Consider the following 23,248-nt stretch of genomic DNA (forward strand, 5'->3'; position numbering starts at 1 on the left):
ATTGTCTTCGGACCTAGCAAATCGAGCGCTTCATTCCCATGTGAGGCAGGGGCAGTGAGGTGGCCAAGAGGCTGTTTCTGCAGGCGCCTGAAGCGCTTTGTGACTGTCGTTTCACCTTGACTTGATCGATTCTCACTTATAGAAAGCGCCTCACTTAACGACAGGCGGTGAGCATCGCCAGCGTCGGAACGGGCCACCCGTTTGATCCCTCAGGGGATCGCTAAGGCGGGCACCAACCTCGACGAATGCCGCTCAAACGCTGTCGATCATAGCTAGGCAATGCCAGTGCGATTTTAGTTCTCTTGAGCACGTTCTCATGAGATCGAACTCGGATGCATGACCTCAGTGCGCGGGCCACGGCATTGTGCTGACCGGTCCAATACTGCGGTCCTCTGTGGCGTCGAAGCGCTTTCCGCTCGGTGATGGAGCGGTTGGCGCAATTTCGCTTTGTGCGGATTGATCTGCGCAAGGCGGCTCCGTCGGGCCGGTAGCTCGAAAGAATTTGCGGTCCCGGCAACGGGCCGCGGCAAGACAGCGGACCCGAAAGGGGCCGCGGCAGAACAAAGGGTAAGGCCAGGATGCCGACGATCAACCAGCTGATCGCTCAACCGCGGGAAGTGCAGAAGTCGCGCAAGAAGGTGCCGGCGCTGCAGCAGTCGCCGCAAAAGCGTGGTGTTTGCACCCGCGTCTACACCACGACCCCGAAGAAGCCGAACTCGGCGCTTCGTAAGGTCGCCAAGGTGCGCCTGACCAACGGCTTCGAGGTGATCGGCTACATCCCCGGCGAAGGTCATAACCTCCAGGAGCACTCGGTGGTCATGATCCGCGGCGGCCGCGTCAAGGACTTGCCCGGCGTGCGCTACCACATCCTCCGCGGCGTTCTGGATACCCAGGGCGTCAAGAACCGTAAGCAGCGTCGTTCGAAGTACGGCGCCAAGCGTCCGAAGTAAGCGGGAACCTCGTCCATGTCTCGTCGCCATTCTGCTGAAAAGCGTGAAGTCCTTCCCGATCCGAAGTTCGGGAACATCATCGTCACGAAGTTCATGAACTCGGTGATGTATGCCGGCAAGAAGTCGGTCGCCGAGGGCATCGTCTACGGTGCGTTCGGTATCATCGAAACCAAGACCAAGCAGAACCCGCTCGGCGTGTTCGAGCAGGCGCTCGAGAACGTCATGCCGACGATCGAAGTGCGTTCCCGCCGCGTCGGCGGCGCGACCTACCAGGTTCCGGTCGAGGTTCGCTCGACCCGCCGGCAGGCTCTCGGCATTCGCTGGCTGATCGCGGCCGCGCGCGAGCGCAACGAGAAGACGATGACCGAGCGGCTCTCGGCGGAGCTTTTGGACGCATCGAACAACCGGGGGAACGCCGTCAAGAAGCGCGAAGACGTGCACCGCATGGCGGAAGCCAACCGCGCCTTCTCGCACTATCGCTGGTAACGGCGAAACCAACGGACTCGCAAGGAACACCCATGCCCCGCCAACATGCCATCGAGGACTACCGTAATTTCGGTATCATGGCGCATATCGACGCCGGCAAGACGACGACGACCGAGCGCATCCTCTATTACACCGGCAAGAGCCACAAGATCGGCGAAGTGCACGAAGGTGCCGCGACGATGGACTGGATGGAGCAGGAGCAGGAGCGTGGCATCACGATCACCTCGGCTGCGACCACCGCGTTCTGGAACGGCAAGCGCCTGAACATCATCGACACGCCCGGCCACGTCGACTTCACCATCGAAGTTGAGCGCAGCTTGCGCGTGCTCGACGGCGCCGTCTGCGTGCTCGACTCGAACCAGGGCGTCGAGCCCCAGACCGAGACGGTCTGGCGCCAGGGCGACAAGTACAAGGTTCCGCGCATCGTCTTCGCCAACAAGATGGACAAGATCGGTGCGGACTTCTTCAAGTGCCTGGCTGACATCGTCGATCGCCTCGGCGCCAAGCCCGTCGCGATTCAGCTTCCGATCGGTGCCGAGAACAACTTCAAGGGTCTCGTCGACCTCGTGAAGATGAGGGGCGTCGTCTGGAACGATGAATCGCTCGGCGCGAAGTTCGACTATGTCGATATTCCGGAAGAGCTCGTCGATCAGGCCAAGGAATACCGCGAGAAGATGGTGGAAGCCGCCGTCGAGCTCGACGACGACGCCATGGCCGCTTATCTCGACGGCAAGGAGCCGGACGAGGCGACGTTGAAGCGGCTGATCCGCAAGGCGGTGCTGACCGGCGCGTTCTATCCCGTGCTGTGCGGCTCGGCCTTCAAGAACAAGGGCGTGCAGCCGCTGCTCGACGCCGTCGTCGACTATCTGCCGTCGCCGCTCGACGTGCCCGCGATCAAGGGCACCGACGACAAGGGCAACGAAGTCGTGCGCAAGGCGGACGACAAGGAGCCGTTGGCGCTGCTCGCGTTCAAGATCATGGACGACCCGTTCGTCGGCACCATCACCTTCTGCCGCATCTACTCCGGCGTTCTACAGAGCGGCACCGGCGTCGTGAACTCGACCCGCGAGAAGAAGGAGCGCATCGGGCGCATGCTGTTGATGCATGCGAACAACCGCGAGGACATCAAGGAAGCCTATGCCGGCGACATCGTCGCGCTGGCCGGCCTGAAGGAAGCGCGCACCGGCGACACGCTGTGCGATCCCGACAAGCAGGTGATTCTGGAGAAGATGGAATTCCCCGAGCCGGTCATCGAGATCGCGATCGAGCCGAAGTCCAAGGCCGACCAGGAGAAGCTGGGCGTGGCGCTGGCCAAGCTCGCCGCGGAGGATCCGTCCTTCCGCGTGTCGACCGACCACGAGTCCGGCCAAACCATCCTCAAGGGCATGGGCGAACTTCATCTCGACATCAAGGTCGACATCCTCAAGCGCACCTACAAGGTCGACGCCAACATCGGTGCGCCGCAGGTGGCGTTCCGTGAGCGCATCACCAAGCGGGTGGAGCACAGCTACACCCACAAGAAGCAGACCGGCGGTACCGGCCAGTTCGCGGCCGTGTCGTTCATCGTCGAGCCGAACGAGCCCGGCAAGGGCTTCGAGTTCGAATCGAAGGTCGTCGGCGGCGCGGTGCCGAAGGAATACATCCCCGGCGTCGAGAAGGGCCTGGAGAGCGTGCTGTCGTCCGGCGTGGTCGCTGGCTTCCCCGTGGTCGACGTCAAGGTGACGCTCGTCGACGGCAAGTATCACGACGTCGACTCGTCGGCGCTCGCCTTCGAAATCGCCTCGCGCGCCTGCTTCCGCGAAGCGCTCCAGATGGGCAAGTCCGTCCTGCTCGAGCCGATCATGAAGGTCGAAGTGGTGACCCCGGAAGACTACACCGGCTCGGTCATCGGCGACCTGAACTCCCGGCGCGGTCAGATCCAGGGTCAGGACATGCGCGGCAACGCCAACGTCATCAATGCGATGGTGCCGCTCATGAACATGTTCGGTTACGTGAACAATCTGCGCTCGATGAGCCAGGGTCGCGCGACCTTCACCATGCAGTTCGACCACTACGCAGAAGCGCCGGCCAACGTGTCGGCAGAAGTCCAGAAGAAGTTTGCCTGATTGTCGTCGGTCTCAAGCTGACGATTGAACGGAGAGTCAAATGGCCAAAGCAAAGTTTGAACGTAACAAGCCGCACTGCAACATCGGCACCATCGGTCACGTCGACCATGGCAAGACGTCGCTGACCGCGGCGATCACCAAGATCCTCGCCGAGACCGGCGGCGCGACGTTCACCGCGTACGACCAGATCGACAAGGCGCCGGAAGAGAAGGCGCGCGGTATCACCATCTCGACCGCCCACGTCGAGTATGAGACGAAGAACCGCCACTACGCCCACGTCGACTGCCCCGGCCACGCCGACTACGTCAAGAACATGATCACCGGCGCCGCCCAGATGGACGGTGCGATCCTGGTCGTGTCGGCCGCTGACGGCCCGATGCCGCAGACCCGCGAGCACATCCTGCTCGCCCGTCAGGTCGGCGTGCCCGCGCTCGTCGTGTTCCTCAACAAGTGCGACATGGTTGACGATCCGGAGCTGCTCGAGCTCGTCGAACTCGAAGTCCGTGAGCTGCTCTCGAAGTACGAATTCCCCGGCGACAAGATTCCGATCATCAAGGGTTCGGCACTGGCCGCTCTCGAAGATTCCGACAAGAAGCTCGGCCACGACGCCATCCTCGAGCTGATGCGCAACGTCGACGAGTACATCCCGCAGCCGGAGCGTCCGATCGACCAGCCGTTCCTGATGCCGGTTGAAGACGTGTTCTCGATCTCGGGCCGCGGCACCGTCGTGACCGGCCGTGTCGAGCGCGGCGTCGTCAAGGTCGGCGAGGAAATCGAGATCGTCGGTCTGCGCGCGACCCAGAAGACCACCGTCACCGGCGTCGAAATGTTCCGCAAGCTGCTCGATCAGGGCCAGGCCGGCGACAACATCGGCGCGCTGCTCCGCGGCACCAAGCGCGAGGACGTCGAGCGCGGCCAGGTTCTGGCCAAGCCCGGTTCGGTCAAGCCGCACACCAAGTTCAAGGCAGAGGCCTACATCCTCACCAAGGAAGAGGGCGGTCGCCACACCCCGTTCTTCACCAACTACCGTCCGCAGTTCTACTTCCGCACCACCGACGTGACCGGTGTCGTGCACCTGCCGGAAGGCACCGAGATGGTGATGCCGGGCGACAACATCGCGATGGAAGTGCACCTGATCGTGCCGATCGCGATGGAAGAGAAGCTCCGCTTCGCGATCCGCGAAGGCGGCCGCACCGTCGGTGCCGGCGTCGTCGCCTCGATCATCGAGTAAACAAGCGAATAGGGAATGGTGAGTGGCGAATAGGGAGTTCTATTTCGCTACTCGCTACTCGCCACTCTACTCAAAGAAAGCACGGCAATGAACGGCCAAAACATTCGTATCCGTCTCAAGGCGTTCGACCATCGTATCCTCGATACGTCGACCCGTGAGATCGTGAACACGGCGAAGCGCACCGGCGCGCAGGTCCGCGGACCCATTCCGCTGCCCACCCGCATCGAGAAGTTCACCGTCAACCGTTCGCCCCACGTCGACAAGAAGAGCCGCGAACAGTTCGAGATGCGCACTCACAAGCGCCTGCTCGACATCGTCGATCCGACCCCGCAGACCGTCGATGCTTTGATGAAGCTCGACCTTGCCGCCGGTGTCGACGTCGAGATCAAGCTCTAAGATTTTGGATCCCGTTCGCGTCAAGCGGACAGAAAGAACAGGAAGCAAGCCGATGCGCTCCGGAGTGATCGCACAAAAGGTCGGGATGACGCGGGTCTTCACGGAGGCCGGCGAACATATCCCCGTGACCGTGCTGAAGCTCGGCAATTGCCAGGTCGTAGGCCACCGCACCGAAGAGAAGAACGGTTACGTCGCGCTCCAGCTCGGTTCTGGCAGCCGCAAGACCGTTTACATGCCCAAGGCCGAGCGCGGTCAGTTCGCCGTCGCCAAGGTCGAGCCGAAGCGCCGGGTCGAGGAATTCCGCGTCACCGCGGATGCCATGATCCCGGTCGGCGCCGAGATCCAGGCCGATCACTTCGTCGTCGGCCAGTTCGTCGACGTGACCGGCACCTCCGTCGGTAAGGGTTTTGCCGGCGGTATGAAGCGCTGGAACTTCGGCGGTCTGCGCGCCACGCACGGTGTGTCGATCTCGCACCGCTCGATCGGTTCGACCGGTGGCCGTCAGGACCCCGGCAAGACCTGGAAGAACAAGAAGATGCCCGGCCACATGGGTGTCGATCGCATCACCACGCTCAATCTTCGTGTCGTCCAGACCGATGTCGAGCGCGGCCTGATCCTCGTCGAAGGCGCCGTTCCCGGCTCCAAGGGCGGCTGGATCCGCGTGCGCGACGCCGTCAAGAAGCCGCTGCCGAAGGAAGCTCCGAAGCCCGGCAAGTTCAAGGTTGCTGGCGAAGCGGAAGTCGCCCCGGCTGCGCAGGAGGCGTGAGATGGAATTGAAGGTCACGACCCTCGAAGGTAAGGAAGCCGGCTCGGTCCAGCTTTCCGACGCCATTTTCGGCCTCGAGCCGCGCGAGGACATCATCGCGCGCTGCGTGCAGTGGCAGCTCAACAAGCGCCAGGCCGGCACGCACAAGGCCAAGGGCCGCGCCGAGATCTGGCGCACCGGCAAGAAGATGTACAAGCAGAAGGGCACCGGCGGTGCTCGTCACGGCTCGGCCCGCGTGCCGCAGTTCCGTGGCGGCGGCCGTGCCTTCGGCCCGGTGGTGCGCTCGCACGCCACCGACCTGCCGAAGAAGGTCCGCGCGCTCGCGTTGAAGCATGCGCTCTCGGCCAAGGCCAAGGACGGCGATCTCGTCGTGATCGAGAAGGCCGCGCTGGAAGCCGCCAAGACCAAGGCGCTGCTCGGTCACTTCTCGGGCCTGGGACTCACCAACGCGCTGATCATCGATGGTGCCGAGCTCAACAACGGATTTGCCGCGGCCGCGCGTAACATCCCGAACATGGACGTGCTGCCGATCCAGGGCATCAACGTCTATGACATCCTGCGCCGTCAGAAGCTCGTTCTGACCAAGGCCGCCATCGATGCGCTGGAGGCGCGCTTCAAATGACGAAGAACATTGAGCCTCGCCACTACGACGTGATCCTGTCGCCGGTCGTGACCGAAAAGGCGACGATCGCCTCGGAGCACAACAAGGTGCTGTTCAAGGTGGCCGCGAAGGCGACCAAGCCGCAGATCAAGGAAGCGATCGAGAAGCTGTTCGACGTCAAGGTCAAGAGCGTCAACACGCTGGTCCGCAAGGGCAAGACCAAGGTCTTCCGCGGCAATCTCGGCTCGCAGTCGAACACCAAGCGCGCGATCGTGACCCTCGAAGAGGGTCACCGGATCGACGTCACCACCGGTCTGTAAGGTCGTACGACGATGGCACTGAAGACATTCAATCCCACGACGCCGGGCCAGCGCCAGCTGGTCATGGTCGATCGTTCGGCCCTTTACAAGGGCAAGCCGCTGAAGGCGCTGACCGAGGGCAAGAAGTCCTCGGGCGGTCGCAACAACACCGGCCGCATCACCGTGCGCTTCCGCGGCGGCGGTCACAAGCAGACGCTGCGCACCGTCGACTTCAAGCGCGAGAAGATCGACGTGCCCGCGACGGTCGAGCGGCTCGAATACGATCCGAACCGCACCGGATTCATCGCCCTGATCAAGTATCAGGACGGCGAGCAGGCCTACATCCTGGCGCCGCAACGCCTGGCCGTTGGCGACACCATCGTCGCCGGCAACTATGTCGACGTGAAGCCGGGCAACGTCATGCCTCTCGGCAACATGCCGGTCGGCACGATCATCCACAACATCGAGGTCAAGATCGGCAAGGGCGGCCAGCTCGCCCGTTCCGCGGGCACCTACGCCCAGCTCGTCGGTCGCGACCAAGACTACGTCATCATCCGCCTGAACTCGGGCGAGCAGCGCCTCGTGCACGGCCGTTGCCGCGGCACGATCGGCGCCGTGTCGAACCCGGATCACATGAACACCTCGATCGGCAAGGCCGGCCGCAAGCGTTGGATGGGCCGTCGGCCGCACAACCGCGGTGTCGCGATGAACCCGATCGACCATCCGCACGGCGGTGGTGAAGGTCGTACCTCGGGCGGTCGCCACCCGGTCACTCCGTGGGGCAAGCCGACCAAGGGCAAGAAGACCCGCACCAACAAGTCGACCAACAAATTCATCCTCCTAAGCCGCCACAAGCGGAAGAAGTAAGGAACGCCGGACATGGTTCGTTCAGTCTGGAAAGGCCCGTTCGTCGAGGGTTCTCTGCTCAAGAAGGCAGATGCCGCGCGCGCGTCCGGCCGTCACGACGTCATCAAGATCTGGAGCCGTCGCTCGACGATCCTGCCGCAGTTCGTCGGCCTGACCTTCGGCGTCTACAACGGTCAGAAGCACGTGCCGGTGGCCGTCAACGAGGAAATGGTCGGTCACAAGTTCGGCGAGTTCTCGCCGACCCGGACCTTCCATGGCCACTCCGGCGACAAGAAAGCCAAGAAGGCTTGAGGATTAAACGATGAGCAAACCTAAGCGCGAACGGAGCCTCGCCGACAACGAGGCCAAGGCGGTCGCCCGGATGCTGCGGGTAAGCCCGCAGAAGCTCAACCTGGTCGCCCAGCTCATTCGCGGCCGGAAGGCGTCTGCCGCGCTCGCTGACCTGCAGTTTTCGCGCAAGCGGATCGCGGTCGATGTGAAGAAGTGCCTGGAATCGGCTATCGCCAATGCCGAGAACAATCACGACCTCGACGTCGATGATCTCGTCGTGGCGCAGGCTTTCGTCGGCAATGGCCTCGTGATGAAGCGCTTCGCCGCCCGCGGCCGTGGCCGCTCGGGCCGTGTCTACAAACCATTTTCGCAACTGACGATCATCGTTCGTCAGGTCGAAGCCGAAGCAGCAGCCGCTTAAAGGCGCAGGAGAACACGATGGGTCAAAAGATCAATCCGATCGGTCTGCGTCTCGGCATCAACCGGACCTGGGATTCTCGCTGGTTCGCCGGCAAGCAGGAATACGGCAAGCTGCTGCACGAGGACGTCAAGATCCGCGAGATCCTGCACAAGGAACTCAAGCAGGCCGCCGTCGCCCGCATCGTGATCGAGCGTCCGCACAAGAAGTGTCGCGTCACCATCCACTCGGCCCGTCCGGGCGTGGTGATCGGCAAGAAGGGCGCCGACATCGACAAGCTGCGCAAGAAGGTCGCGGACATTACCTCGTCCGACGTCGTCATCAACATCGTCGAGATCCGCAAGCCGGAGCTCGACGCGACGCTGGTGGCCGAGTCGATTGCGCAGCAGCTCGAGCGCCGCGTGGCGTTCCGCCGCGCCATGAAGCGCGCCGTGCAATCGGCAATGCGTCTCGGCGCGGAAGGCATCCGCATCAACTGCTCGGGACGCCTTGGCGGTGCGGAAATCGCGCGCATGGAGTGGTACCGCGAAGGTCGCGTGCCGCTGCACACGCTGCGCGCCGACATCGACTACGGCGTTGCGACCGCGTTCACAACCTTCGGCACGTGCGGCGTCAAGGTCTGGATCTTCAAGGGCGAGATCCTCGAGCACGATCCGATGGCCCAGGACAAGAGAATGGCCGAAGGCGAGACGGGCGGCAGTGGTGATCGTGGTGGCCGTCAGCGCCGCGATTCGGCTGCAGCCTGAGCCAGCACAGGAATTTGAGGGCTTAAAGCCATGATGCAACCTAAGAAAACGAAGTTCCGGAAGGCGCATAAGGGCCGCATCCACGGCGTTGCGTCTTCGGGCGCGACGTTGGCCTTCGGCCAGTACGGCTTGAAGGCGACCGAGCCTGAGCGCGTCACCGCGCGGCAGATCGAAGCCGCCCGCCGCGCGCTGACCCGCCACATGAAGCGCGCCGGCCGCGTCTGGATCCGCGTGTTCCCCGACGTTCCGGTGTCGAAGAAGCCGGCCGAAGTCCGCATGGGCTCCGGCAAGGGTTCGCCGGAACTGTGGGTCGCGCGCGTCAAGCCGGGCCGGGTGCTGTTCGAGATCGACGGCGTCAACACCCAGACCGCGCGCGAGGCGCTGACCCTGGCGGCCGCCAAGCTGCCGATCAAGACGCGCTTCGTCGAGCGCATTGCGGAGTAATGCCCATGGCCCAGATGAAGATCGAAGACATCCGCGCGATGAGCCCCGACCAGCAGGATGATGCCATCCTGAACCTGAAGAAGGAGCGCTTTAACCTGCGCTTCCAGCGCGCCACTGGGCAGCTCGAGAACACCTCGCGCCTGCGCGAGGCTAGGCGCGACATCGCCCGGATCAAGACCGTCGCCGCGCAGACGCGCGCGAAGAAGAAGTAAGAGGCTTACGAAGATGCCGAAACGTACTCTGCAGGGCGTGGTCGTCAGCGACAAGCAAGCCAAGACCATCGTGGTGCGCGTCGACCGCCGCTTCACGCACCCGATCTACAAGAAGACGATCCGCCGTTCGAAGAACTATCACGCGCACGACGAGAGCAACCAGTTCAAGCCGGGCGACGTGGTGTGGATCGAGGAATCGAAGCCGATTTCGAAGTTGAAGCGCTGGGTCGTGATCCGGGGCGAGCACAAGAAAAGCGCCTGATCTGTTGGCTTTAGCCGACCGACTTCAGGGAAATGTTGAGCGCCGGCTGGGCTGGCGCAAAGAGAAGAGGACGAGGTGCATCAATGATTCAGATGCAGACCAACCTCGACGTGGCCGACAATTCTGGCGCACGCCGTGTCATGTGTATCAAGGTGCTCGGAGGCTCCAAGCGCCGCTACGCCACGATCGGCGACATCATCGTCGTCTCGATCAAGGAAGCCATTCCGCGTGGCAAGGTGAAGAAGGGCGACGTGATGAAGGCCGTCGTGGTGCGCGTCCGCAAGGACATCCGCCGCGCCGACGGTTCGGTGATCCGCTTCGACCGCAACGCGGCCGTCCTGATCAACAACCAGGCCGAGCCGGTCGGGACCCGCATCTTCGGGCCCGTGCCGCGCGAGCTGCGCGCCAAGAACCACATGAAGATCATTTCGCTCGCGCCGGAGGTGCTGTGATGGCTGCGAAGATCCGCAAGGGCGACAAGGTCGTCGTGCTGACCGGTCGCGACAAGGGCCGGACCGGCGAGGTGTTCGAGGTGCGCCCCGACGCCGGGACCGCGCTCGTGCGCGGCATCAACATGGTCAAGCGTCACCAGAAGCAGACGCAGGCCCAGGAGGGCGGCATCATCTCGAAAGAGGCGCCGATCCAACTGTCCAACATCGCGTATGTCGGCAAGGACGGAAAGCCGACCCGCGTCGGATTCAAGATTCTGGCGGACGGCAAGAAGGTCCGCATCGCCAAGAGCTCGGGAGCTGAGATCGATGGCTGAGGCCGCTTACACGCCGCGCCTGCGCGCGGAATATGATGCGAAGATCCGCACGGCTCTGACCGAGAAGTTCGGTTACGAGAACGTCATGCAGGTTCCGCGTCTGGATAAGGTCGTGCTAAATATGGGCGTTGGCGATTCCGTCAACGATCGCAAGAAGGCCGAGACCGCCGCTGCCGAACTGACCCAGATCGCCGGCCAGAAGGCGATCGTGACCTATTCGCGCGTCGCGATCGCGACCTTCAAGCTGCGTGAGAATCAGCCGATCGGCTGCAAGGTCACGCTGCGCAAGGCGCGCATGTACGAGTTCATCGATCGCCTAGTGACGGTCGCGCTGCCGCGCGTCCGCGACTTCCGCGGCCTGAACCCGAAGAGCTTCGACGGCCGCGGCAACTACTCGCTCGGCATCAAGGAGCACATCATTTTCCCCGAGATCGACTTCGACAAGGTCACGGAAGCCCGCGGTATGGACATCACCGTCTGCACCACGGCCAAGACCGACGAAGAGGCGAGGGCCTTGTTGACCGCTTTCAATTTCCCGTTCCGGCAGTGAGACGCTGAGCTAAAGCCTCTCAAACGCGGATACCCAGGAGCCAAGCATGGCAAAGAAGAGTTCAGTCGAGAAGAACAACCGGCGCAAGCGGATGGTGAAGAACGCCGCCGCCAAGCGCGAGCGGTTGAAGGCGATCATCGCCGACAAGAAGCTACCGATGGAAGAGCGCTTCGCTGCGACGTTGAAGCTGGCGGAAATGCCGCGCAACTCGTCGGCGACCCGCATCCGTCTGCGTTGCGAGCTGTCGGGCCGTCCCCGCTCGAACTACCGCAAGAACAAGCTGTCCCGTATCGCGCTGCGCGACCTTGGCTCCAAGGGCATGGTCCCGGGCCTCGTCAAGTCGAGCTGGTAAGGAGGGTCGTTTAGATGTCTACGCACGATCCAATCAGCGATCTGATCACCCGCATCCGCAACGCGCAGATGCGCTCCAAGACCAAGGTCTCCACGCCTGGCTCGAAGATGCGCGAGAACGTGCTCGAGGTGCTGAAGTCCGAGGGCTACATCCGCGGTTACGCCACGCTTGAGCATCCCTCGGGCCGCAGCGAGATCGAGATCGAGCTGAAGTATTTCGACGGCGAGCCCGTCATCCGCGAGATCGAACGGGTCTCCAAGCCGGGGCGTCGTGTCTACGCCTCGGTGAAGGCTCTGCCGCGGGTCAACAACGGACTCGGCATTTCGGTGTTGTCGACGCCGAAGGGGATTATGGCCGACCACAGCGCGCGCGACGCGAATGTGGGCGGCGAAGTCCTCTTCACGGTGTTCTGAGAAGGATTTTTGATCCATGTCACGTGTTGGCAAAAGGCCTGTAGCGGTTCCGTCGGGCGTTACCGCGACCGTTGATGGGCAGACCGTCAAGATGAAGGGGCCGAAGGGCCAGCTTCAGTTCGTCGTCCATGACGACGTCGAGGTGAAGCTCGAGAGCGGCGAGATCAAGGTCAAGCCGCGGTTCGAGACCAATCGCGCGCGGGCGCTGTACGGCACCGCTCGCGCTCAGGTCGCGAACCTCGTCGAGGGCGTCACCAAGGGCTTCGAGAAGAAGCTCGAGATCACCGGCGTCGGCTACCGCGCCGCGATGCAGGGCAAGAACCTGCAGCTTGCGCTCGGTTACAGCCACGACGTGATCTATCCGATCCCGGAAGGGATCACGATCACCGTGCCGAAGCCGACCGAGATCACGGTGACCGGCAGCGACGTCCAGCGCGTTGGCCAGGTCGCAGCCGAGATCCGCGGCTATCGCCCGCCGGAGCCCTATAAGGGCAAAGGCGTGAAGTATGTTGGCGAATTCATCTTCCGCAAGGAAGGCAAGAAGAAGTAACGGAGCCGTCATGTCGAAAGCCAAGGTTACGAATGCCCGGCGCAAGCGGAGTGTGCGGCTGAAGCTGCGCCGCTCCGGTGGTGGCCGTCCGCGCCTGTCGGTGTTCCGCTCGTCCAAGCACATCTACGCCCAGGTCATCGACGACCTGAAGGGCGAGACGCTGGCCTCTGCCTCTTCGCTCGAGAAGTCGATGCGGGACGGCGGCAAGACCGGCGCCGACATCGATGCGGCGAAGGCGGTCGGCAAGCTGCTGGCGGAGCGCGCTGCCGAGAAGGGCGTCAAGGAAGTCGTGTTCGATCGCGGCAGCTATCTCTATCACGGGCGCGTCAAGGCTCTTGCCGACGCCGCGCGTGAGAGTGGGCTGAGCTTCTAACAGAATTTGAGGATTGAGGCGCAAGCCTCTGAAGGATTGGAAAAACCATGGCAGCTGAACGCGAACAACGTGGTGGACGCGATCAACGCGGCGGCGGACGTGAACGCAGGGAGCGCGAGGAGCGCGACAGCGAGTTCGTCGACAAGCTCGTCCACATCAACCGCGTGGCCAAGGTCGTCAAGGGCGGCAAGCGCTTCGGTTTCGCAGCGCTGGTCGTGATCGGCGATCAGAAGGGCCGCGCCGGCTTCGGTCACGGCAAGGCGCGCGAAGTGCCTGAGGCGATCCGCAAGGCGACCGAATCCGCCAAGCGCAACCTGACTCGCGTGTCGCTGCGCGAGGGCCGCACGCTCCATCACGACATCGCCGGCCGTCATGGCGCGGGCCGTGTCTACCTGCGTGCCGCCCCGGCCGGCACCGGCATCATCGCCGGTGGCCCGATGCGCGCCGTGTTCGAGACGCTCGGCGTCCAGGACGTGGTGGCGAAGTCGATCGGCTCGTCGAACCCGTACAACATGGTTCGCGCCACCTTCGACGCGCTGAAGCATCAGGATTCGCCGCGCTCGGTTGCTGCCCGCCGCAACATCAAGGTGTCCACCCTCCAGTCCCGTCGTATCGGCGGTGACGCCGAGGCGACTGCCGACTAACGGAAGCTTTTCGGAGTAGACTCCCATGGCCAAGGCCGCAAAGACGATCAAGCTCGAGCAGACCGGCAGCGCGATCCGCCGCCATCACTCGCAGCGCTCGACGCTGATCGGGCTCAAGCTCAACAAGATCGGGCGCACCAGCGAACTGCCGGATACCCCGGCCGTTCGCGGCATGATCGAGAAGGTTCACCATCTCGTCCGCATCGTCGACGAGAAGTAAGAAGCGGCGCAGGATCCCGAAAAGCGGGCACCCGGTTTTCGGTGAAGATCGTGCGCAAGACACAAGGAGAAGGGCGATGAAGCTCAGCGATATCGCCGACAACGCCGGCTCGCGCAAGAAGCGTATGCGCGTCGGCCGCGGCATCGGTTCGGGCAAGGGCAAGCAGTCGGGCCGCGGCGGCAAGGGCCAGACCGCGCGTTCGGGCGTGCGCATCAAGGGTTTCGAAGGCGGCCAGATGCCCATGCATCGCCGTCTGCCCAAGCGCGGCTTCAACAACATCTTCCGCGTCGAGTTCGCCGAGATCAATCTCGACCGGCTCCAGGAGGCAGTCGATGCCAAGAAGATCGACGCCGGCAGCGTCGTGAACGTCGAGGCGCTGGTGAAGGGCGGCGTGCTGCGCCGCGCCAAGGGCGGTCTGCGGCTGCTCGGCCGCGGCGAGCTCAAGTCCAAGCTCAACATCGAAGCGCATGGCGCCTCCAAGACCGCGATCGCGGCGGTCGAGAAGGCCGGCGGTTCGGTGAAGATCCTCGCCCCTGCCAAGGAAGAAGGCGAGGCGGCGTAACAACTGCGTCATTGGCCCGCGCCTCGCGGGCCTTTACGCATGCGGGACGATGGACTTATCGGAGCCGAGCCCCAGATAATGTCCGGCGTCCGCTAAAGCATGATCGGGACCCGAAGGACCGCGTTAACGCAAAGTGTGAAGCGGTTTTCCGAGAAGATCATGCTGAAAACGACAATCTAGAGCGCGACGGTGAGGCATCCTGATCTCATCGCGCTTTAGAGTAGCCCGGCCGCGGGCATGACGGCGCAACAGGCGGCGGGAGAAAGTCCAAGATGGTCTCTGCAGCGGAACAACTGGCAGCCAATCTCAATTTCGGCGCGTTCGCCAAGGCCGACGAACTGAAGAAGCGCATCTGGTTCACTCTGGGTGCGCTGCTCGTTTATCGGCTCGGCACCTACATCCCGCTGCCCGGCATCGATCCCAACATCTGGGAGCAGGTGTTCCGGTCCCAGGCGGGCGGCATCCTCGGCATGTTCAACATGTTCGCCGGCGGTGGCATCCACCGCATGGCGATCTTCGCCCTGAACATCATGCCGTATATCTCGGCCTCGATCATCATCCAGCTCCTGACCACCGTCTCACCGCAGCTTGAGGCGCTGAAGAAGGAAGGCGAGGCCGGCCGCAAGACGCTGAACCAGTACACCCGCTATCTCACCGTCATCCTGGCCGCGTTCCAGTCCTACGGCATCGCGGTGGGCCTCGAGGGCGCCGGCAACGTCGTCAGCGAGCCTGGCCTATTCTTCCGCCTGTCCACGGCGATCACACTGACCGGCGGCACCATGTTCCTGATGTGGCTCGGCGAGCAGATCACCTCGCGCGGCATCGGCAACGGCATCTCGCTGATCATTCTCGCCGGCATCGTCGCCGAGCTGCCCGCGGCGCTCGCCAATATGCTCGAGCTCGGCCGTCAGGGTGCGATGTCGACCGGTCTGATCCTGGTCGTCATCATCATGGCGGTCGCCGTGATCGCCTTCATCGTGTTCATGGAGCGCGCGCAGCGCCGCCTGCTGATCCAGTATCCGAAGCGTCAGGTCGGCAACAAGATGTTCGAGGGCCAGTCCTCACATCTGCCGCTCAAGCTCAACACCTCGGGCGTGATCCCGCCGATCTTCGCGTCCTCGCTGCTGCTGCTGCCGACCACGGTGGCGAACTTCAACGCCGGCAGCGGACCGGAATGGTTCCAGTGGATCACCACCCAGCTCGGCCACGGCCGTCCGCTGTTCCTGATCATGTATCTGGCGCTGATCGTTTTCTTCGCCTTCTTCTACACCGCGATCGTGTTCAACCCGACCGAGACCGCGGACAATCTGAAGAAGCACGGCGGCTTCATTCCGGGCATCCGTCCCGGCGAGCGCACCGCCGAATATATCGACTACGTGCTGTCACGCATCACCGTGCTCGGCGCGATTTATCTGGCGATCGTCTGCTTGATTCCGGAGATCCTGATCTCCTACGCCTCGGTGCCGTTCTACTTCGGCGGCACCTCGCTGCTGATCGTCGTCAGCGTCACCATGGACACCGTGGCGCAGGTGCAGGGCTATCTGCTGGCGCATCAGTACGAAGGCCTGATCCGCAAGTCGAAGCTGCGCGGCCGCCGCCGCTAAGCGCAGCGTCCCCCGAAGGCGGCGCGATTGCGCCGCCGATTCGCTCCGCCAGCAACACGCGGCGCCTGCACGGCAGCAGCAGCCATTCGGTCATATCGGCAGAGCTGTTCTCACAGCAGCACAATCACTGATTTCAAAGCCCTTCTTGGCGACAGCCCATCCGCTCCCCTATGATGTGGGTAGCGGTGCAGCGCCGATTATGGTTTGCACTGTCCTTGATCTTCAAACACAGGTGCGCGACGTATCGCTCACCAATCCGGGGGGCGTACGCCGATGAGAATTATACTTCTGGGACCGCCGGGGTCGGGCAAGGGGACCCAGGCGCAGCTGCTGGTGCAGCGCTATGGCATCGTCCAGCTCTCGACCGGCGAGATGCTGCGCGCGGCCGTTGCGGCAGGAACGCCGGTCGGGCTGAAGGCCAAGGAGATCATGGCGAGTGGCGGCCTCGTGCCCGACGAGGTCGTGGTCGGAATCATCTCCGACCGCATCGACCAGCCGGATGCCAAGAACGGTTTCATCCTCGACGGTTTCCCACGCACCGTGCCGCAGGCCGAGGCGCTGGACGAGCTGCTCAAGCGCAAGCATCTCAAGCTCGATGCCGTGATCGAGCTGCGTGTCAACGAGAGCGCACTCCTGAACCGCGTCGAGACCCGCGTCGCCCAGATGCGCGAGCGCGGGGAGGAGGTCCGGGTCGACGACACCCCGGAGGTCCTGACCAAGCGCCTCGCCAGCTACCGCAGCCAGACGGAACCGCTGATTCACTACTATTCCGAGCGGCGGAAGCTCTCGACCATCGACGGCATGATGGCCATCGACGAGGTCACCCGTGCCATCCACCGCCAGCTCCTGGCGCTCGGGGCGGTCGAGCCCAAGACCCACGGCAAGACGCATGCCCGCAGCGCGGCCAAGGCTGCGCCGGCCAAGAAGGCGAAGACAGCGAAGACAGCGGCCAAAAAGCCGGCAAAAACGGCCAAAAAGGCGGCCAATTCCGCTAAAAAGGCCGCCAAGAAAGCCCTGAAGAGCGCCGGGAAGGCCACCCGGAAGACAGCAAAGAAGGCGACCAGGAAGACTGCCAAGAAGGCCGTCAAGAAGGGTGCCAAAAAGGCCGCAAAAAAGGTCACGAAAAAGCGAGCCAAACGCTAGCAGCGGTTGACGAGCGCCCCCGGAATCCCCTAATAAGCCCCGCATCCAAGTCGGATAGTTTCAGACGATGCCGGGCCCCAGGAAGACCGGGGGTGGGCGTCGTGTTCGCGTTTGTGAACACCTGCCCGAGAACACAAGCACTTAAAGCCCGATCCTGACGAGGATCGGCGATAGGAGAGAAGGCCGTGGCCCGTATTGCCGGCGTGAACATTCCCACCAACAAGCGCGCGCTGATCGCGCTCCAGTATATCCATGGCATCGGCCCGAAGATCGCCAGTGAGATCCTGGAGAAGGTGAAGATCCCCGCGGATCGTCGCGTCAATCAGCTCAGCGACGCCGAAGTGCTCCAGATCCGCGAAGTGATCGACCGCGACTATCTCGTCGAGGGCGATCTGCGTCGTGAGGTCGGTATCAACATCAAGCGTCTGATGGACCTCGGCTGCTATCGCGGCCTGCGTCATCGTCGCGGTCTGCCGGTGCGCGGTCAGCGCACTCATACCAACGCGCGCACGCGCAAGGGCCCGGCGAAGGCCATCGCCGGCAAGAAGAAGTAAGTTTTCGCAGCCAATCGCGGCGTGTGGTGAACGGGGGATGACCCGTTCGCCACGCGCCTTTCGTTCCACAGGTGTAGCCGCTGGCATTACGGCGGCGTTTGAGATCGTCAGGAAAGGGACTCAATGGGCAAGGAAGCCACCCGCGTTCGCCGTCGTGAGCGCAAGAACATCGCCTCCGGCGTCGCGCATGTGAACTCGTCGTTCAACAACACGACCATCACCATCACGGATGCGCAGGGCAACACGATTGCCTGGTCTTCCGCCGGCACGATGGGCTTCAAGGGCTCGCGCAAGTCGACCCCGTATGCCGCGCAGGTTGCAGCCGAGGACGTGTCCAAGAAGGCGCAGGAGCACGGTATGCGCACGCTGGAAGTCGAAGTGGCCGGTCCCGGTTCGGGCCGCGAATCGGCGCTCCGCGCGCTCCAGGCCGCGGGCTTCACCGTCACCTCGATCCGCGACGTGACCACGATCCCGCACAACGGTTGCCGTCCCCGGAAGCGTCGGCGCGTTTAATACGAAATTGCGAGCGCGTCGGCGCTCGCGATGTTTTTTTTGCGAAGCCGCGGGAATCATCCGCGGCCTTTCTCCAACGCCAGTATTTGAGTTTTTCAAATTGACTGGCCTGTATGGGTGAAACAGTGACGATCCAGAAAAATTGGCAAGAACTGATTCGACCGAACAAGCTCCAGGTTACGCCTGGCAGCGACTCGAACCGTTTCGCGACCATCGTCGCCGAGCCGCTCGAGCGCGGCTTCGGCCAGACCCTCGGCAACGCGCTGCGGCGCATCCTGCTCTCCTCGCTCCAGGGCGCGGCGGTGCAGTCGGTGCACATCGACGGCGTGCTGCACGAGTTCTCCTCGATCGCTGGCGTCCGTGAGGACGTCACCGACATCGTGCTCAACATCAAGGACATCTCGATCAAGATGCAGGGCGAGGGCCCCAAGCGCATGGTCGTGAAGAAGCAGGGCCCGGGCGTCGTCACCGCTGGCGATATCCAGACCGTCGGCGACGTCACCGTGCTCAACCCGGACCTCCAGATCTGCACCCTCGACGAGGGTGCGGAGATCCGCATGGAGTTCACGGTCTCGACCGGCAAGGGTTACGTGCCCGCCGAGCGCAACCGTCCCGAGGACGCGCCGATCGGCCTGATCCCGGTCGACAGCCTGTACTCGCCGGTCCGCAAGGTCTCCTACAAGGTCGAGAACACCCGCGAGGGTCAGATCCTCGACTACGACAAGCTGACCATGACGATCGAGACCAACGGTGCGATCTCGCCGGATGATTCCGTGGCCTACGCCGCGCGCATCCTCCAGGATCAGCTCAACGTGTTCGTCAATTTCGAAGAGCCGCGCAAGGAAGTTGCCCAGGAGATCATCCCGGACCTCGCCTTCAACCCGGCTTTCCTCAAGAAGGTGGACGAGCTCGAGCTCTCGGTGCGTTCGGCCAACTGCTTGAAGAACGACAACATCGTCTACATCGGCGATCTCGTGCAGAAGAGCGAAGCGGAAATGCTCCGCACCCCGAACTTCGGCCGCAAGTCGCTGAACGAGATCAAGGAAGTGCTGGCCCAGATGGGGCTGCACCTCGGCATGGAAGTGCCGGGCTGGCCGCCGGAGAACATCGACGAGCTCGCCAAGCGCTTCGAGGATCACTACTGATCGACTTCACCGTCGTGGCCGGAGACATCCGGCCACGATTTTCATGGGCGAACGCAGGAAGCCCACCTGAGCAACTTGTCCGACGAACCGTCGCGGCAGTTCATACGTAAGGAATAAACACATGCGTCACGGCAAGGTTCATCGGAAGCTCAACCGCACGGCCGAGCATCGCAAGGCGATGTTCGCTAACATGGCGGCTGCGCTGATCAAGCACGAGCAGATCGTCACCACGCTGCCCAAGGCCAAGGAGCTCCGCCCGATCGTCGAGAAGCTCGTCACCCTCGGCAAGAAGGGCGGCCTGTCGCTGCGCCGCCAGGCGATCGCGGAGCTGCGCGACCTCGACATGGTCAAGAAGCTCTTCGATACGCTCGCGACCCGCTACAAGGACCGCCAGGGCGGCTACACCCGCATCATCAAGGCCGGCTTCCGCTACGGCGACAACGCCCCGATGGCCGTAATCGAGTTCGTCGATCGCGACGTCGATGCCAAGGGCCAGGATTCTGGTCCGGTGCAGGAAAAGGAAGCCGAGGCGGCGTAAGCCTTTCGGCAGTACGAAATTTGAAAGCGGCGCCCTCGGGCGCCGCTTTTTTTCCGTGCCGTGCTTCGAGCGCCGGAAGGGTGGAGCTTCGCTTTTTTGGAGCAGCGGGAATCCGAAGGAGCTCGATCAAAGCCATCGGAGGATCAGCAGCAAGCCCTACGATAGCCGCGGAACGTGGCTTGTGCATGTGGATGTCTCTTCCGAAGTTTGGAAGACGCCCGACCCGGATCTGCAGAATTCGGCGACCGTGCGTTTCGCACCGAACGCTGCAGAAAGCTTCGCGAGCACTCTGAATGATGGCACGCTTTCGCTTTGCGCGCCCTAAGATTCCCGTGTTGTGGCCGTTGGTACTCACGCGTCGGTGAGCGGTGATTGCGATGGCACGCGGGGCACATATCTCCACCAACCTCAATGGAGATAACGCATGAACATCGACCTTTCGGGAAAAACCGCGCTGGTGACCGGCTCCACTGCCGGCATCGGCCGCGCCATCGCCAAGGGCCTTGCCGCTTCGGGCGCCAGCGTCGTGATCAACGGCCGCGGCCGGAACAAGGTCGATGCCGCCGTCCGCAAGCTGGAAGAGACCGGCGCCAAGATCCGTGGCATCGCCGCCGACGTCTCAACGGCGGCAGGCTGCGAGGCGCTCGTGGCGGCGCTTCCCGAGATCGACATCCTCATCAACAATGCCGGCATCTTCGAGCCGAAGGAGTTTTTCGAGATTCCCGACGAGGACTGGAGTCGCTTCTTCGAAGTCAACGTGATGAGCGGCGTCCGTCTGTCGCGGGCGTATATGAAAGGCATGTTGAAGCGCAATTGGGGCCGCATCGTCTTCATCTCCTCGGAGTCCGGACTCAACATTCCCGTCGAGATGATTCACTACGGCATGAGTAAGACGGCCCAGCTCTCGGTCGCGCGGGGCCTCGCGCAGCTCACTCGCGGCACCGGCGTCACAGTTAATTCCGTGCTGCCCGGCCCGACCATGTCCGAGGGCGTCGAGACCTTCGTTAAGGATCTCGCTGGGCAGAACGGACAGTCGGTGGAAGAGGCCGCCGCCAATTTTGTCAGGCAGCATCGCCCGAGTTCGCTGCTGCAACGCTTCGCCAGCGTCGACGAGATCGCCAACATGGTGGTCTATGTCGCGTCCAAGGAAGCATCCGCGACCAACGGTGCGGCGTTGCGGGCGGAAGGCGGCATCGTCAACACCATTGCGTGAGGCCGGCATGACAGCCTATGTGATTTCCGAAGTCGAGATGCGCGATCCCGATGAATTTGAAGCCTATCGTACGCTGGCCGCGAAGACGATTGCGCAATACGGCGGGCGTTATCTGGTCCGCGGCGGCAAGGCTGAACTGGCCGAAGGTAATCTTCCACCGAAGGCTATCGTCATCGTCGAATTTCCGTCGATGGCGAGGCTGAAGGAATGGTACGCTTCAACGGAATATGCCGAAGCGCTAAGAGTGCGGCAGACGGCGCTGGAGCGGCGGCTGATGTTCGTCGAAGGCGTGGCGGAAACGTAGGGTGGGTTACGCCTTCGGCTAACCCACCCTACGCACCGACGCCGGAGCCGCTACCACCCCTCCAGCACGATCTTGCCGCGTGACTTGCCGCTTTCGAGCAGCGCGTGCGCGCGCTTGAGGTTGGCCGCATTGATGGTGCCGAAGGTCTGGTCGAGCGTGGTGCGCAACACGCCCTTGTCGATGAGGTCGGCGACGTCATTGAGCAGATGATGCTGCGCGATCATGTCGGGGGTCTGGAACGAGGAACGCGTGAACATCGACTCCCAGTGCACCGAGATCGCCTTGCCCTTGAATGTGCTCATGGCGAATTCCTGCGGATCGTCGATCAGGCCGAACTTGCCCTGCGGTGCCATGAACTCAGCGATCGCCTTGTAGTGCTGGTCAGTGAAGGTGAGGCTTGCGACCAACGCGACCGGCGGCAGCCTCAAGCTCTCGATCTGCTCCTTCATCGGCTTGCCGTGGTCGATCACCGCATGGGCGCCGAGATCGAGGCACCATTTTTGCGACTCCGGCCGCGTCGCGGTCGCGAGCACCGTGAGGCCAGTGAGGCGGCGGGCGAGCTGGATCAGAATCGAGCCGACGCCACCGGCGCCACCAGTGATCAGCAGTGTGCGCGGATCGACGCTCTTGCCGGGTACTGCGCCGAGACGGTCGAACAGAAGCTCCCATGCGGTGATGGAGGTGAGGGGAAGGGCGGCCGCTTGCGCGAACGACAGGCTCTTCGGCTTGTTGCCGACGATGCGCTCCTCAACCAGGTGGTATTCCGAGTTGGTGCCCTGACGCAGAATAGAACCAGCGTAAAACACTTCATCACCTGGCTTGAACAGCGTGACGTCGGGACCGATGGCATCGACGACGCCCGCCGCGTCATAGCCGAGGATCTTGATCTCGCCCTCGGACGGGGTGGCGCGCTTGCGCACCTTGTAGTCGACCGGGTTGGCCGAAATCGCCTTCACGGCGACGCGGATGTCGCGCCCTCCGGGCTCGGGTTTTGCGGTCTCGAAATCAATGAGTGAATCCGCGTCCTCGATCGGAAGCGATTTCTTGTAGCCGACGGCCTTCATGGCTTGTCTCCATCAGATGGCTTCTGTTCGCCCGCCGCCCTAACTGTCGCTCTGGCCCCGATTTGGCAAGTACTGTAAATTTGGGGATATAGTCCCTGTTTGGATACTATCGGGAAAACACGCATGAAACGGCGCAATTTTGCCCGGCGCCCCGGCTGCTCGGTCGAGGCGACGCTGGATCTGATCGACGGCAAGTGGAAGGGTGTCATCCTCTACCACCTCCAGAGCGGCACCCAGCGCTTCGGCGAATTGCGCCGCCGGATGCCCGGCATCACCCAGCGCATGCTGACCAAGCAGCTTCGCGCGCTGGAGGAGGACAAGCTCGTGATTCGGAAGGTCTATGCGGAGGTGCCGCCGCGCGTGGAGTATTGCCTCTCCGAACTCGGCGAGAGCCTCAAGCCAGTCATCGACATCCTGAAGGCCTGGGGCGAGAGCCACCAGCAGCGGCTGTCCTGTGCGCCGCCGCCGGTCGTGGTGAAGAAGCCGAAGCGCGCGGCGTAAACATCCGGGAGCGGATCGTTCTGCTCCCGGATGAGATTGCCTCAGAACGCGAACTGTGTGCGCATCGCGACGGCGTCGAACTTCGAGCCGACATCGGCGGTCGAGATCGGCGAGGCCTGCCGTGACACAGTTCCGTGCAGGTAGTCGAGCATGAAGCGGACGTTGCCGTTGACGTACCAGTTGAGC

At 63.0% G+C, this 23,248-nt stretch carries 36 protein-coding genes; 34 read left to right on the plus strand and 2 right to left on the minus strand.

Translation table 11 applies throughout. The features are described from left to right. Positions 1–578: 578 nt before the first annotated feature. From rpsL to IVA92_RS19150, 33 genes are all read left to right on the plus strand, one after another. The gene (gene rpsL / locus IVA92_RS18990) at positions 579–950 is read left to right on the plus strand and encodes a 30S ribosomal protein S12 (protein ID WP_007603006.1); all 372 of its coding nucleotides are present in this window, start codon (positions 579–581) and stop codon (positions 948–950) included. Positions 951–965: 15 nt separating this feature from the next. Then, a complete protein-coding gene (gene rpsG, locus IVA92_RS18995; RefSeq protein ID WP_035709569.1) occupies positions 966–1,436 on the plus strand; it encodes a 30S ribosomal protein S7 in 471 nt (156 codons plus the stop codon). A 32-nt stretch (positions 1,437–1,468) separates the two neighbouring features. Continuing rightward, a complete protein-coding gene (gene fusA / locus IVA92_RS19000) occupies positions 1,469–3,541 on the plus strand; it encodes an elongation factor G (RefSeq protein WP_247279361.1) in 2,073 nt (690 codons plus the stop codon). A 40-nt stretch (positions 3,542–3,581) separates the two neighbouring features. Continuing rightward, the gene (gene tuf, locus IVA92_RS19005; protein ID WP_211406468.1) at positions 3,582–4,772 is read left to right on the plus strand and encodes an elongation factor Tu; all 1,191 of its coding nucleotides are present in this window, start codon (positions 3,582–3,584) and stop codon (positions 4,770–4,772) included. A gap of 87 nt (positions 4,773–4,859) precedes the next feature. Further along, a complete protein-coding gene (rpsJ, locus tag IVA92_RS19010; RefSeq protein WP_002712302.1) occupies positions 4,860–5,168 on the plus strand; it encodes a 30S ribosomal protein S10 in 309 nt (102 codons plus the stop codon). A 52-nt stretch (positions 5,169–5,220) separates the two neighbouring features. Further along, entirely contained in the window at positions 5,221–5,934 is a 714-nt protein-coding gene (gene rplC, locus IVA92_RS19015) for a 50S ribosomal protein L3 (protein ID WP_247279362.1), read from the plus strand. A 1-nt stretch (position 5,935) separates the two neighbouring features. Then, a complete protein-coding gene (gene rplD / locus IVA92_RS19020) occupies positions 5,936–6,556 on the plus strand; it encodes a 50S ribosomal protein L4 (protein ID WP_018647243.1) in 621 nt (206 codons plus the stop codon). Next, a complete protein-coding gene (locus IVA92_RS19025) occupies positions 6,553–6,855 on the plus strand; it encodes a 50S ribosomal protein L23 (RefSeq protein WP_247279363.1) in 303 nt (100 codons plus the stop codon). Before rplD ends, IVA92_RS19025 begins: the two co-directional genes overlap by 4 nt. Positions 6,856–6,867: 12 nt before the next feature. After that, the gene (gene rplB / locus IVA92_RS19030; RefSeq protein ID WP_194467932.1) at positions 6,868–7,701 is read left to right on the plus strand and encodes a 50S ribosomal protein L2; all 834 of its coding nucleotides are present in this window, start codon (positions 6,868–6,870) and stop codon (positions 7,699–7,701) included. Positions 7,702–7,713: 12 nt separating this feature from the next. Continuing rightward, positions 7,714–7,992 (plus strand): 30S ribosomal protein S19, encoded by a 279-nt coding sequence (rpsS, locus tag IVA92_RS19035; protein ID WP_008136357.1) that lies wholly within the window; start codon positions 7,714–7,716, stop codon positions 7,990–7,992. A 10-nt stretch (positions 7,993–8,002) separates the two neighbouring features. After that, positions 8,003–8,392: a 50S ribosomal protein L22 gene (rplV, locus tag IVA92_RS19040; RefSeq protein ID WP_035729589.1), complete on the plus strand. Its 390-nt coding sequence runs from the start codon at positions 8,003–8,005 to the stop codon at positions 8,390–8,392. Positions 8,393–8,409: 17 nt separating this feature from the next. After that, positions 8,410–9,135 carry a 30S ribosomal protein S3 gene (rpsC, locus tag IVA92_RS19045; protein ID WP_247279364.1) on the plus strand — a complete coding sequence of 242 codons (726 nt, stop codon included), beginning with the start codon at positions 8,410–8,412 and terminating at the stop codon, positions 9,133–9,135. 30 nt (positions 9,136–9,165) lie between these two features. Beyond that, positions 9,166–9,579 (plus strand): 50S ribosomal protein L16, encoded by a 414-nt coding sequence (gene rplP / locus IVA92_RS19050; protein WP_018647247.1) that lies wholly within the window; start codon positions 9,166–9,168, stop codon positions 9,577–9,579. A gap of 5 nt (positions 9,580–9,584) precedes the next feature. After that, positions 9,585–9,791, plus strand: a complete 207-nt coding sequence (gene rpmC / locus IVA92_RS19055; RefSeq protein ID WP_011088144.1) for a 50S ribosomal protein L29 — start codon at positions 9,585–9,587, stop codon at positions 9,789–9,791. Between the two features lie 13 nt (positions 9,792–9,804). Then, positions 9,805–10,053 carry a 30S ribosomal protein S17 gene (rpsQ, locus tag IVA92_RS19060; protein ID WP_008549247.1) on the plus strand — a complete coding sequence of 83 codons (249 nt, stop codon included), beginning with the start codon at positions 9,805–9,807 and terminating at the stop codon, positions 10,051–10,053. An 83-nt stretch (positions 10,054–10,136) separates the two neighbouring features. Continuing rightward, a complete protein-coding gene (rplN, locus tag IVA92_RS19065) occupies positions 10,137–10,505 on the plus strand; it encodes a 50S ribosomal protein L14 (protein WP_008549246.1) in 369 nt (122 codons plus the stop codon). Beyond that, complete coding sequence (gene rplX / locus IVA92_RS19070; protein WP_011088142.1) at positions 10,505–10,819, plus strand: 50S ribosomal protein L24; 315 nt, start codon at positions 10,505–10,507, stop codon at positions 10,817–10,819. Before rplN ends, rplX begins: the two co-directional genes overlap by 1 nt. Further along, positions 10,812–11,369, plus strand: coding sequence for a 50S ribosomal protein L5 (gene rplE, locus IVA92_RS19075; RefSeq protein WP_247279365.1), 558 nt, complete (start codon positions 10,812–10,814; stop codon positions 11,367–11,369). The genes rplX and rplE overlap by 8 nt, the downstream gene beginning before the upstream one ends. Positions 11,370–11,415: 46 nt before the next feature. Next, positions 11,416–11,721, plus strand: coding sequence for a 30S ribosomal protein S14 (gene rpsN / locus IVA92_RS19080; protein ID WP_018647251.1), 306 nt, complete (start codon positions 11,416–11,418; stop codon positions 11,719–11,721). A gap of 14 nt (positions 11,722–11,735) precedes the next feature. Next, positions 11,736–12,134: a 30S ribosomal protein S8 gene (gene rpsH / locus IVA92_RS19085; protein WP_008549240.1), complete on the plus strand. Its 399-nt coding sequence runs from the start codon at positions 11,736–11,738 to the stop codon at positions 12,132–12,134. A gap of 16 nt (positions 12,135–12,150) precedes the next feature. Then, positions 12,151–12,684 carry a 50S ribosomal protein L6 gene (gene rplF, locus IVA92_RS19090; RefSeq protein WP_247279366.1) on the plus strand — a complete coding sequence of 178 codons (534 nt, stop codon included), beginning with the start codon at positions 12,151–12,153 and terminating at the stop codon, positions 12,682–12,684. A gap of 10 nt (positions 12,685–12,694) precedes the next feature. Beyond that, the gene (gene rplR, locus IVA92_RS19095; RefSeq protein WP_007603036.1) at positions 12,695–13,057 is read left to right on the plus strand and encodes a 50S ribosomal protein L18; all 363 of its coding nucleotides are present in this window, start codon (positions 12,695–12,697) and stop codon (positions 13,055–13,057) included. 47 nt (positions 13,058–13,104) lie between these two features. Further along, positions 13,105–13,701 carry a 30S ribosomal protein S5 gene (rpsE, locus tag IVA92_RS19100; RefSeq protein WP_247279367.1) on the plus strand — a complete coding sequence of 199 codons (597 nt, stop codon included), beginning with the start codon at positions 13,105–13,107 and terminating at the stop codon, positions 13,699–13,701. 25 nt (positions 13,702–13,726) lie between these two features. Further along, the gene (gene rpmD / locus IVA92_RS19105) at positions 13,727–13,921 is read left to right on the plus strand and encodes a 50S ribosomal protein L30 (protein WP_011088137.1); all 195 of its coding nucleotides are present in this window, start codon (positions 13,727–13,729) and stop codon (positions 13,919–13,921) included. A 76-nt stretch (positions 13,922–13,997) separates the two neighbouring features. Continuing rightward, complete coding sequence (rplO, locus tag IVA92_RS19110) at positions 13,998–14,483, plus strand: 50S ribosomal protein L15 (RefSeq protein WP_247279368.1); 486 nt, start codon at positions 13,998–14,000, stop codon at positions 14,481–14,483. Between the two features lie 272 nt (positions 14,484–14,755). Further along, the gene (gene secY, locus IVA92_RS19115; RefSeq protein ID WP_247279369.1) at positions 14,756–16,087 is read left to right on the plus strand and encodes a preprotein translocase subunit SecY; all 1,332 of its coding nucleotides are present in this window, start codon (positions 14,756–14,758) and stop codon (positions 16,085–16,087) included. Between the two features lie 273 nt (positions 16,088–16,360). After that, on the plus strand, positions 16,361–17,230 hold the full coding sequence (locus IVA92_RS19120) for an adenylate kinase (protein ID WP_247279370.1): 870 nt from the start codon (positions 16,361–16,363) through the stop codon (positions 17,228–17,230). A gap of 185 nt (positions 17,231–17,415) precedes the next feature. Continuing rightward, a complete protein-coding gene (gene rpsM / locus IVA92_RS19125) occupies positions 17,416–17,784 on the plus strand; it encodes a 30S ribosomal protein S13 (RefSeq protein ID WP_247279371.1) in 369 nt (122 codons plus the stop codon). A gap of 123 nt (positions 17,785–17,907) precedes the next feature. Further along, complete coding sequence (gene rpsK, locus IVA92_RS19130; protein WP_007603045.1) at positions 17,908–18,297, plus strand: 30S ribosomal protein S11; 390 nt, start codon at positions 17,908–17,910, stop codon at positions 18,295–18,297. A gap of 113 nt (positions 18,298–18,410) precedes the next feature. Then, a complete protein-coding gene (locus tag IVA92_RS19135) occupies positions 18,411–19,442 on the plus strand; it encodes a DNA-directed RNA polymerase subunit alpha (protein WP_247279372.1) in 1,032 nt (343 codons plus the stop codon). 121 nt (positions 19,443–19,563) lie between these two features. After that, positions 19,564–19,980, plus strand: a complete 417-nt coding sequence (rplQ, locus tag IVA92_RS19140) for a 50S ribosomal protein L17 (RefSeq protein WP_247279373.1) — start codon at positions 19,564–19,566, stop codon at positions 19,978–19,980. Between the two features lie 424 nt (positions 19,981–20,404). Further along, positions 20,405–21,193 carry an SDR family oxidoreductase gene (locus tag IVA92_RS19145; RefSeq protein ID WP_247279374.1) on the plus strand — a complete coding sequence of 263 codons (789 nt, stop codon included), beginning with the start codon at positions 20,405–20,407 and terminating at the stop codon, positions 21,191–21,193. Between the two features lie 7 nt (positions 21,194–21,200). Beyond that, positions 21,201–21,497: a DUF1330 domain-containing protein gene (locus tag IVA92_RS19150; RefSeq protein WP_247279376.1), complete on the plus strand. Its 297-nt coding sequence runs from the start codon at positions 21,201–21,203 to the stop codon at positions 21,495–21,497. Between the two features lie 50 nt (positions 21,498–21,547). On the opposite strand, the gene IVA92_RS19155 is transcribed toward IVA92_RS19150, so the two are convergent. Further along, positions 21,548–22,561, minus strand: coding sequence for a zinc-binding alcohol dehydrogenase family protein (locus IVA92_RS19155; protein ID WP_247279375.1), 1,014 nt, complete (start codon positions 22,559–22,561; stop codon positions 21,548–21,550). Between the two features lie 123 nt (positions 22,562–22,684). On the opposite strand from IVA92_RS19155, the gene IVA92_RS19160 reads away from it, so the two are divergent. Beyond that, positions 22,685–23,062, plus strand: a complete 378-nt coding sequence (locus tag IVA92_RS19160; RefSeq protein WP_018647266.1) for a helix-turn-helix domain-containing protein — start codon at positions 22,685–22,687, stop codon at positions 23,060–23,062. A 41-nt stretch (positions 23,063–23,103) separates the two neighbouring features. Here IVA92_RS19160 and IVA92_RS19165 read toward each other — a convergent pair. Beyond that, the coding region (locus tag IVA92_RS19165; RefSeq protein ID WP_247279377.1) for a porin at positions 23,104–23,248 on the minus strand (145 nt) is incomplete at its 5' end.

Source organism: Bradyrhizobium sp. 154 (assembly GCF_023073875.1).
In the GTDB taxonomy this organism is placed as follows: domain Bacteria; phylum Pseudomonadota; class Alphaproteobacteria; order Rhizobiales; family Xanthobacteraceae; genus Bradyrhizobium.

Bases quoted from the DNA above. Each gene is read 5' to 3' on its own strand.
- rpsL (WP_007603006.1), top strand. From the start codon at position 579: ATGCCGACGATCAACCAGCTGATCGCTCAACCGCGGGAAGTGCAGAAG.
- rpsG (WP_035709569.1), top strand. From the start codon at position 966: ATGTCTCGTCGCCATTCTGCTGAAAAGCGTGAAGTCCTTCCCGATCCG.
- fusA (WP_247279361.1), top strand. From the start codon at position 1,469: ATGCCCCGCCAACATGCCATCGAGGACTACCGTAATTTCGGTATCATG.
- tuf (WP_211406468.1), top strand. From the start codon at position 3,582: ATGGCCAAAGCAAAGTTTGAACGTAACAAGCCGCACTGCAACATCGGC.
- rpsJ (WP_002712302.1), top strand. From the start codon at position 4,860: ATGAACGGCCAAAACATTCGTATCCGTCTCAAGGCGTTCGACCATCGT.
- rplC (WP_247279362.1), top strand. From the start codon at position 5,221: ATGCGCTCCGGAGTGATCGCACAAAAGGTCGGGATGACGCGGGTCTTC.
- rplD (WP_018647243.1), top strand. From the start codon at position 5,936: ATGGAATTGAAGGTCACGACCCTCGAAGGTAAGGAAGCCGGCTCGGTC.
- IVA92_RS19025 (WP_247279363.1), top strand. From the start codon at position 6,553: ATGACGAAGAACATTGAGCCTCGCCACTACGACGTGATCCTGTCGCCG.
- rplB (WP_194467932.1), top strand. From the start codon at position 6,868: ATGGCACTGAAGACATTCAATCCCACGACGCCGGGCCAGCGCCAGCTG.
- rpsS (WP_008136357.1), top strand. From the start codon at position 7,714: ATGGTTCGTTCAGTCTGGAAAGGCCCGTTCGTCGAGGGTTCTCTGCTC.
- rplV (WP_035729589.1), top strand. From the start codon at position 8,003: ATGAGCAAACCTAAGCGCGAACGGAGCCTCGCCGACAACGAGGCCAAG.
- rpsC (WP_247279364.1), top strand. From the start codon at position 8,410: ATGGGTCAAAAGATCAATCCGATCGGTCTGCGTCTCGGCATCAACCGG.
- rplP (WP_018647247.1), top strand. From the start codon at position 9,166: ATGATGCAACCTAAGAAAACGAAGTTCCGGAAGGCGCATAAGGGCCGC.
- rpmC (WP_011088144.1), top strand. From the start codon at position 9,585: ATGGCCCAGATGAAGATCGAAGACATCCGCGCGATGAGCCCCGACCAG.
- rpsQ (WP_008549247.1), top strand. From the start codon at position 9,805: ATGCCGAAACGTACTCTGCAGGGCGTGGTCGTCAGCGACAAGCAAGCC.
- rplN (WP_008549246.1), top strand. From the start codon at position 10,137: ATGATTCAGATGCAGACCAACCTCGACGTGGCCGACAATTCTGGCGCA.
- rplX (WP_011088142.1), top strand. From the start codon at position 10,505: ATGGCTGCGAAGATCCGCAAGGGCGACAAGGTCGTCGTGCTGACCGGT.
- rplE (WP_247279365.1), top strand. From the start codon at position 10,812: ATGGCTGAGGCCGCTTACACGCCGCGCCTGCGCGCGGAATATGATGCG.
- rpsN (WP_018647251.1), top strand. From the start codon at position 11,416: ATGGCAAAGAAGAGTTCAGTCGAGAAGAACAACCGGCGCAAGCGGATG.
- rpsH (WP_008549240.1), top strand. From the start codon at position 11,736: ATGTCTACGCACGATCCAATCAGCGATCTGATCACCCGCATCCGCAAC.
- rplF (WP_247279366.1), top strand. From the start codon at position 12,151: ATGTCACGTGTTGGCAAAAGGCCTGTAGCGGTTCCGTCGGGCGTTACC.
- rplR (WP_007603036.1), top strand. From the start codon at position 12,695: ATGTCGAAAGCCAAGGTTACGAATGCCCGGCGCAAGCGGAGTGTGCGG.
- rpsE (WP_247279367.1), top strand. From the start codon at position 13,105: ATGGCAGCTGAACGCGAACAACGTGGTGGACGCGATCAACGCGGCGGC.
- rpmD (WP_011088137.1), top strand. From the start codon at position 13,727: ATGGCCAAGGCCGCAAAGACGATCAAGCTCGAGCAGACCGGCAGCGCG.
- rplO (WP_247279368.1), top strand. From the start codon at position 13,998: ATGAAGCTCAGCGATATCGCCGACAACGCCGGCTCGCGCAAGAAGCGT.
- secY (WP_247279369.1), top strand. From the start codon at position 14,756: ATGGTCTCTGCAGCGGAACAACTGGCAGCCAATCTCAATTTCGGCGCG.
- IVA92_RS19120 (WP_247279370.1), top strand. From the start codon at position 16,361: ATGAGAATTATACTTCTGGGACCGCCGGGGTCGGGCAAGGGGACCCAG.
- rpsK (WP_007603045.1), top strand. From the start codon at position 17,908: ATGGGCAAGGAAGCCACCCGCGTTCGCCGTCGTGAGCGCAAGAACATC.
- IVA92_RS19135 (WP_247279372.1), top strand. From the start codon at position 18,411: ATGGGTGAAACAGTGACGATCCAGAAAAATTGGCAAGAACTGATTCGA.
- rplQ (WP_247279373.1), top strand. From the start codon at position 19,564: ATGCGTCACGGCAAGGTTCATCGGAAGCTCAACCGCACGGCCGAGCAT.
- IVA92_RS19145 (WP_247279374.1), top strand. From the start codon at position 20,405: ATGAACATCGACCTTTCGGGAAAAACCGCGCTGGTGACCGGCTCCACT.
- IVA92_RS19150 (WP_247279376.1), top strand. From the start codon at position 21,201: ATGACAGCCTATGTGATTTCCGAAGTCGAGATGCGCGATCCCGATGAA.
- IVA92_RS19155 (WP_247279375.1), bottom strand. From the start codon at position 22,561: ATGAAGGCCGTCGGCTACAAGAAATCGCTTCCGATCGAGGACGCGGAT.
- IVA92_RS19160 (WP_018647266.1), top strand. From the start codon at position 22,685: ATGAAACGGCGCAATTTTGCCCGGCGCCCCGGCTGCTCGGTCGAGGCG.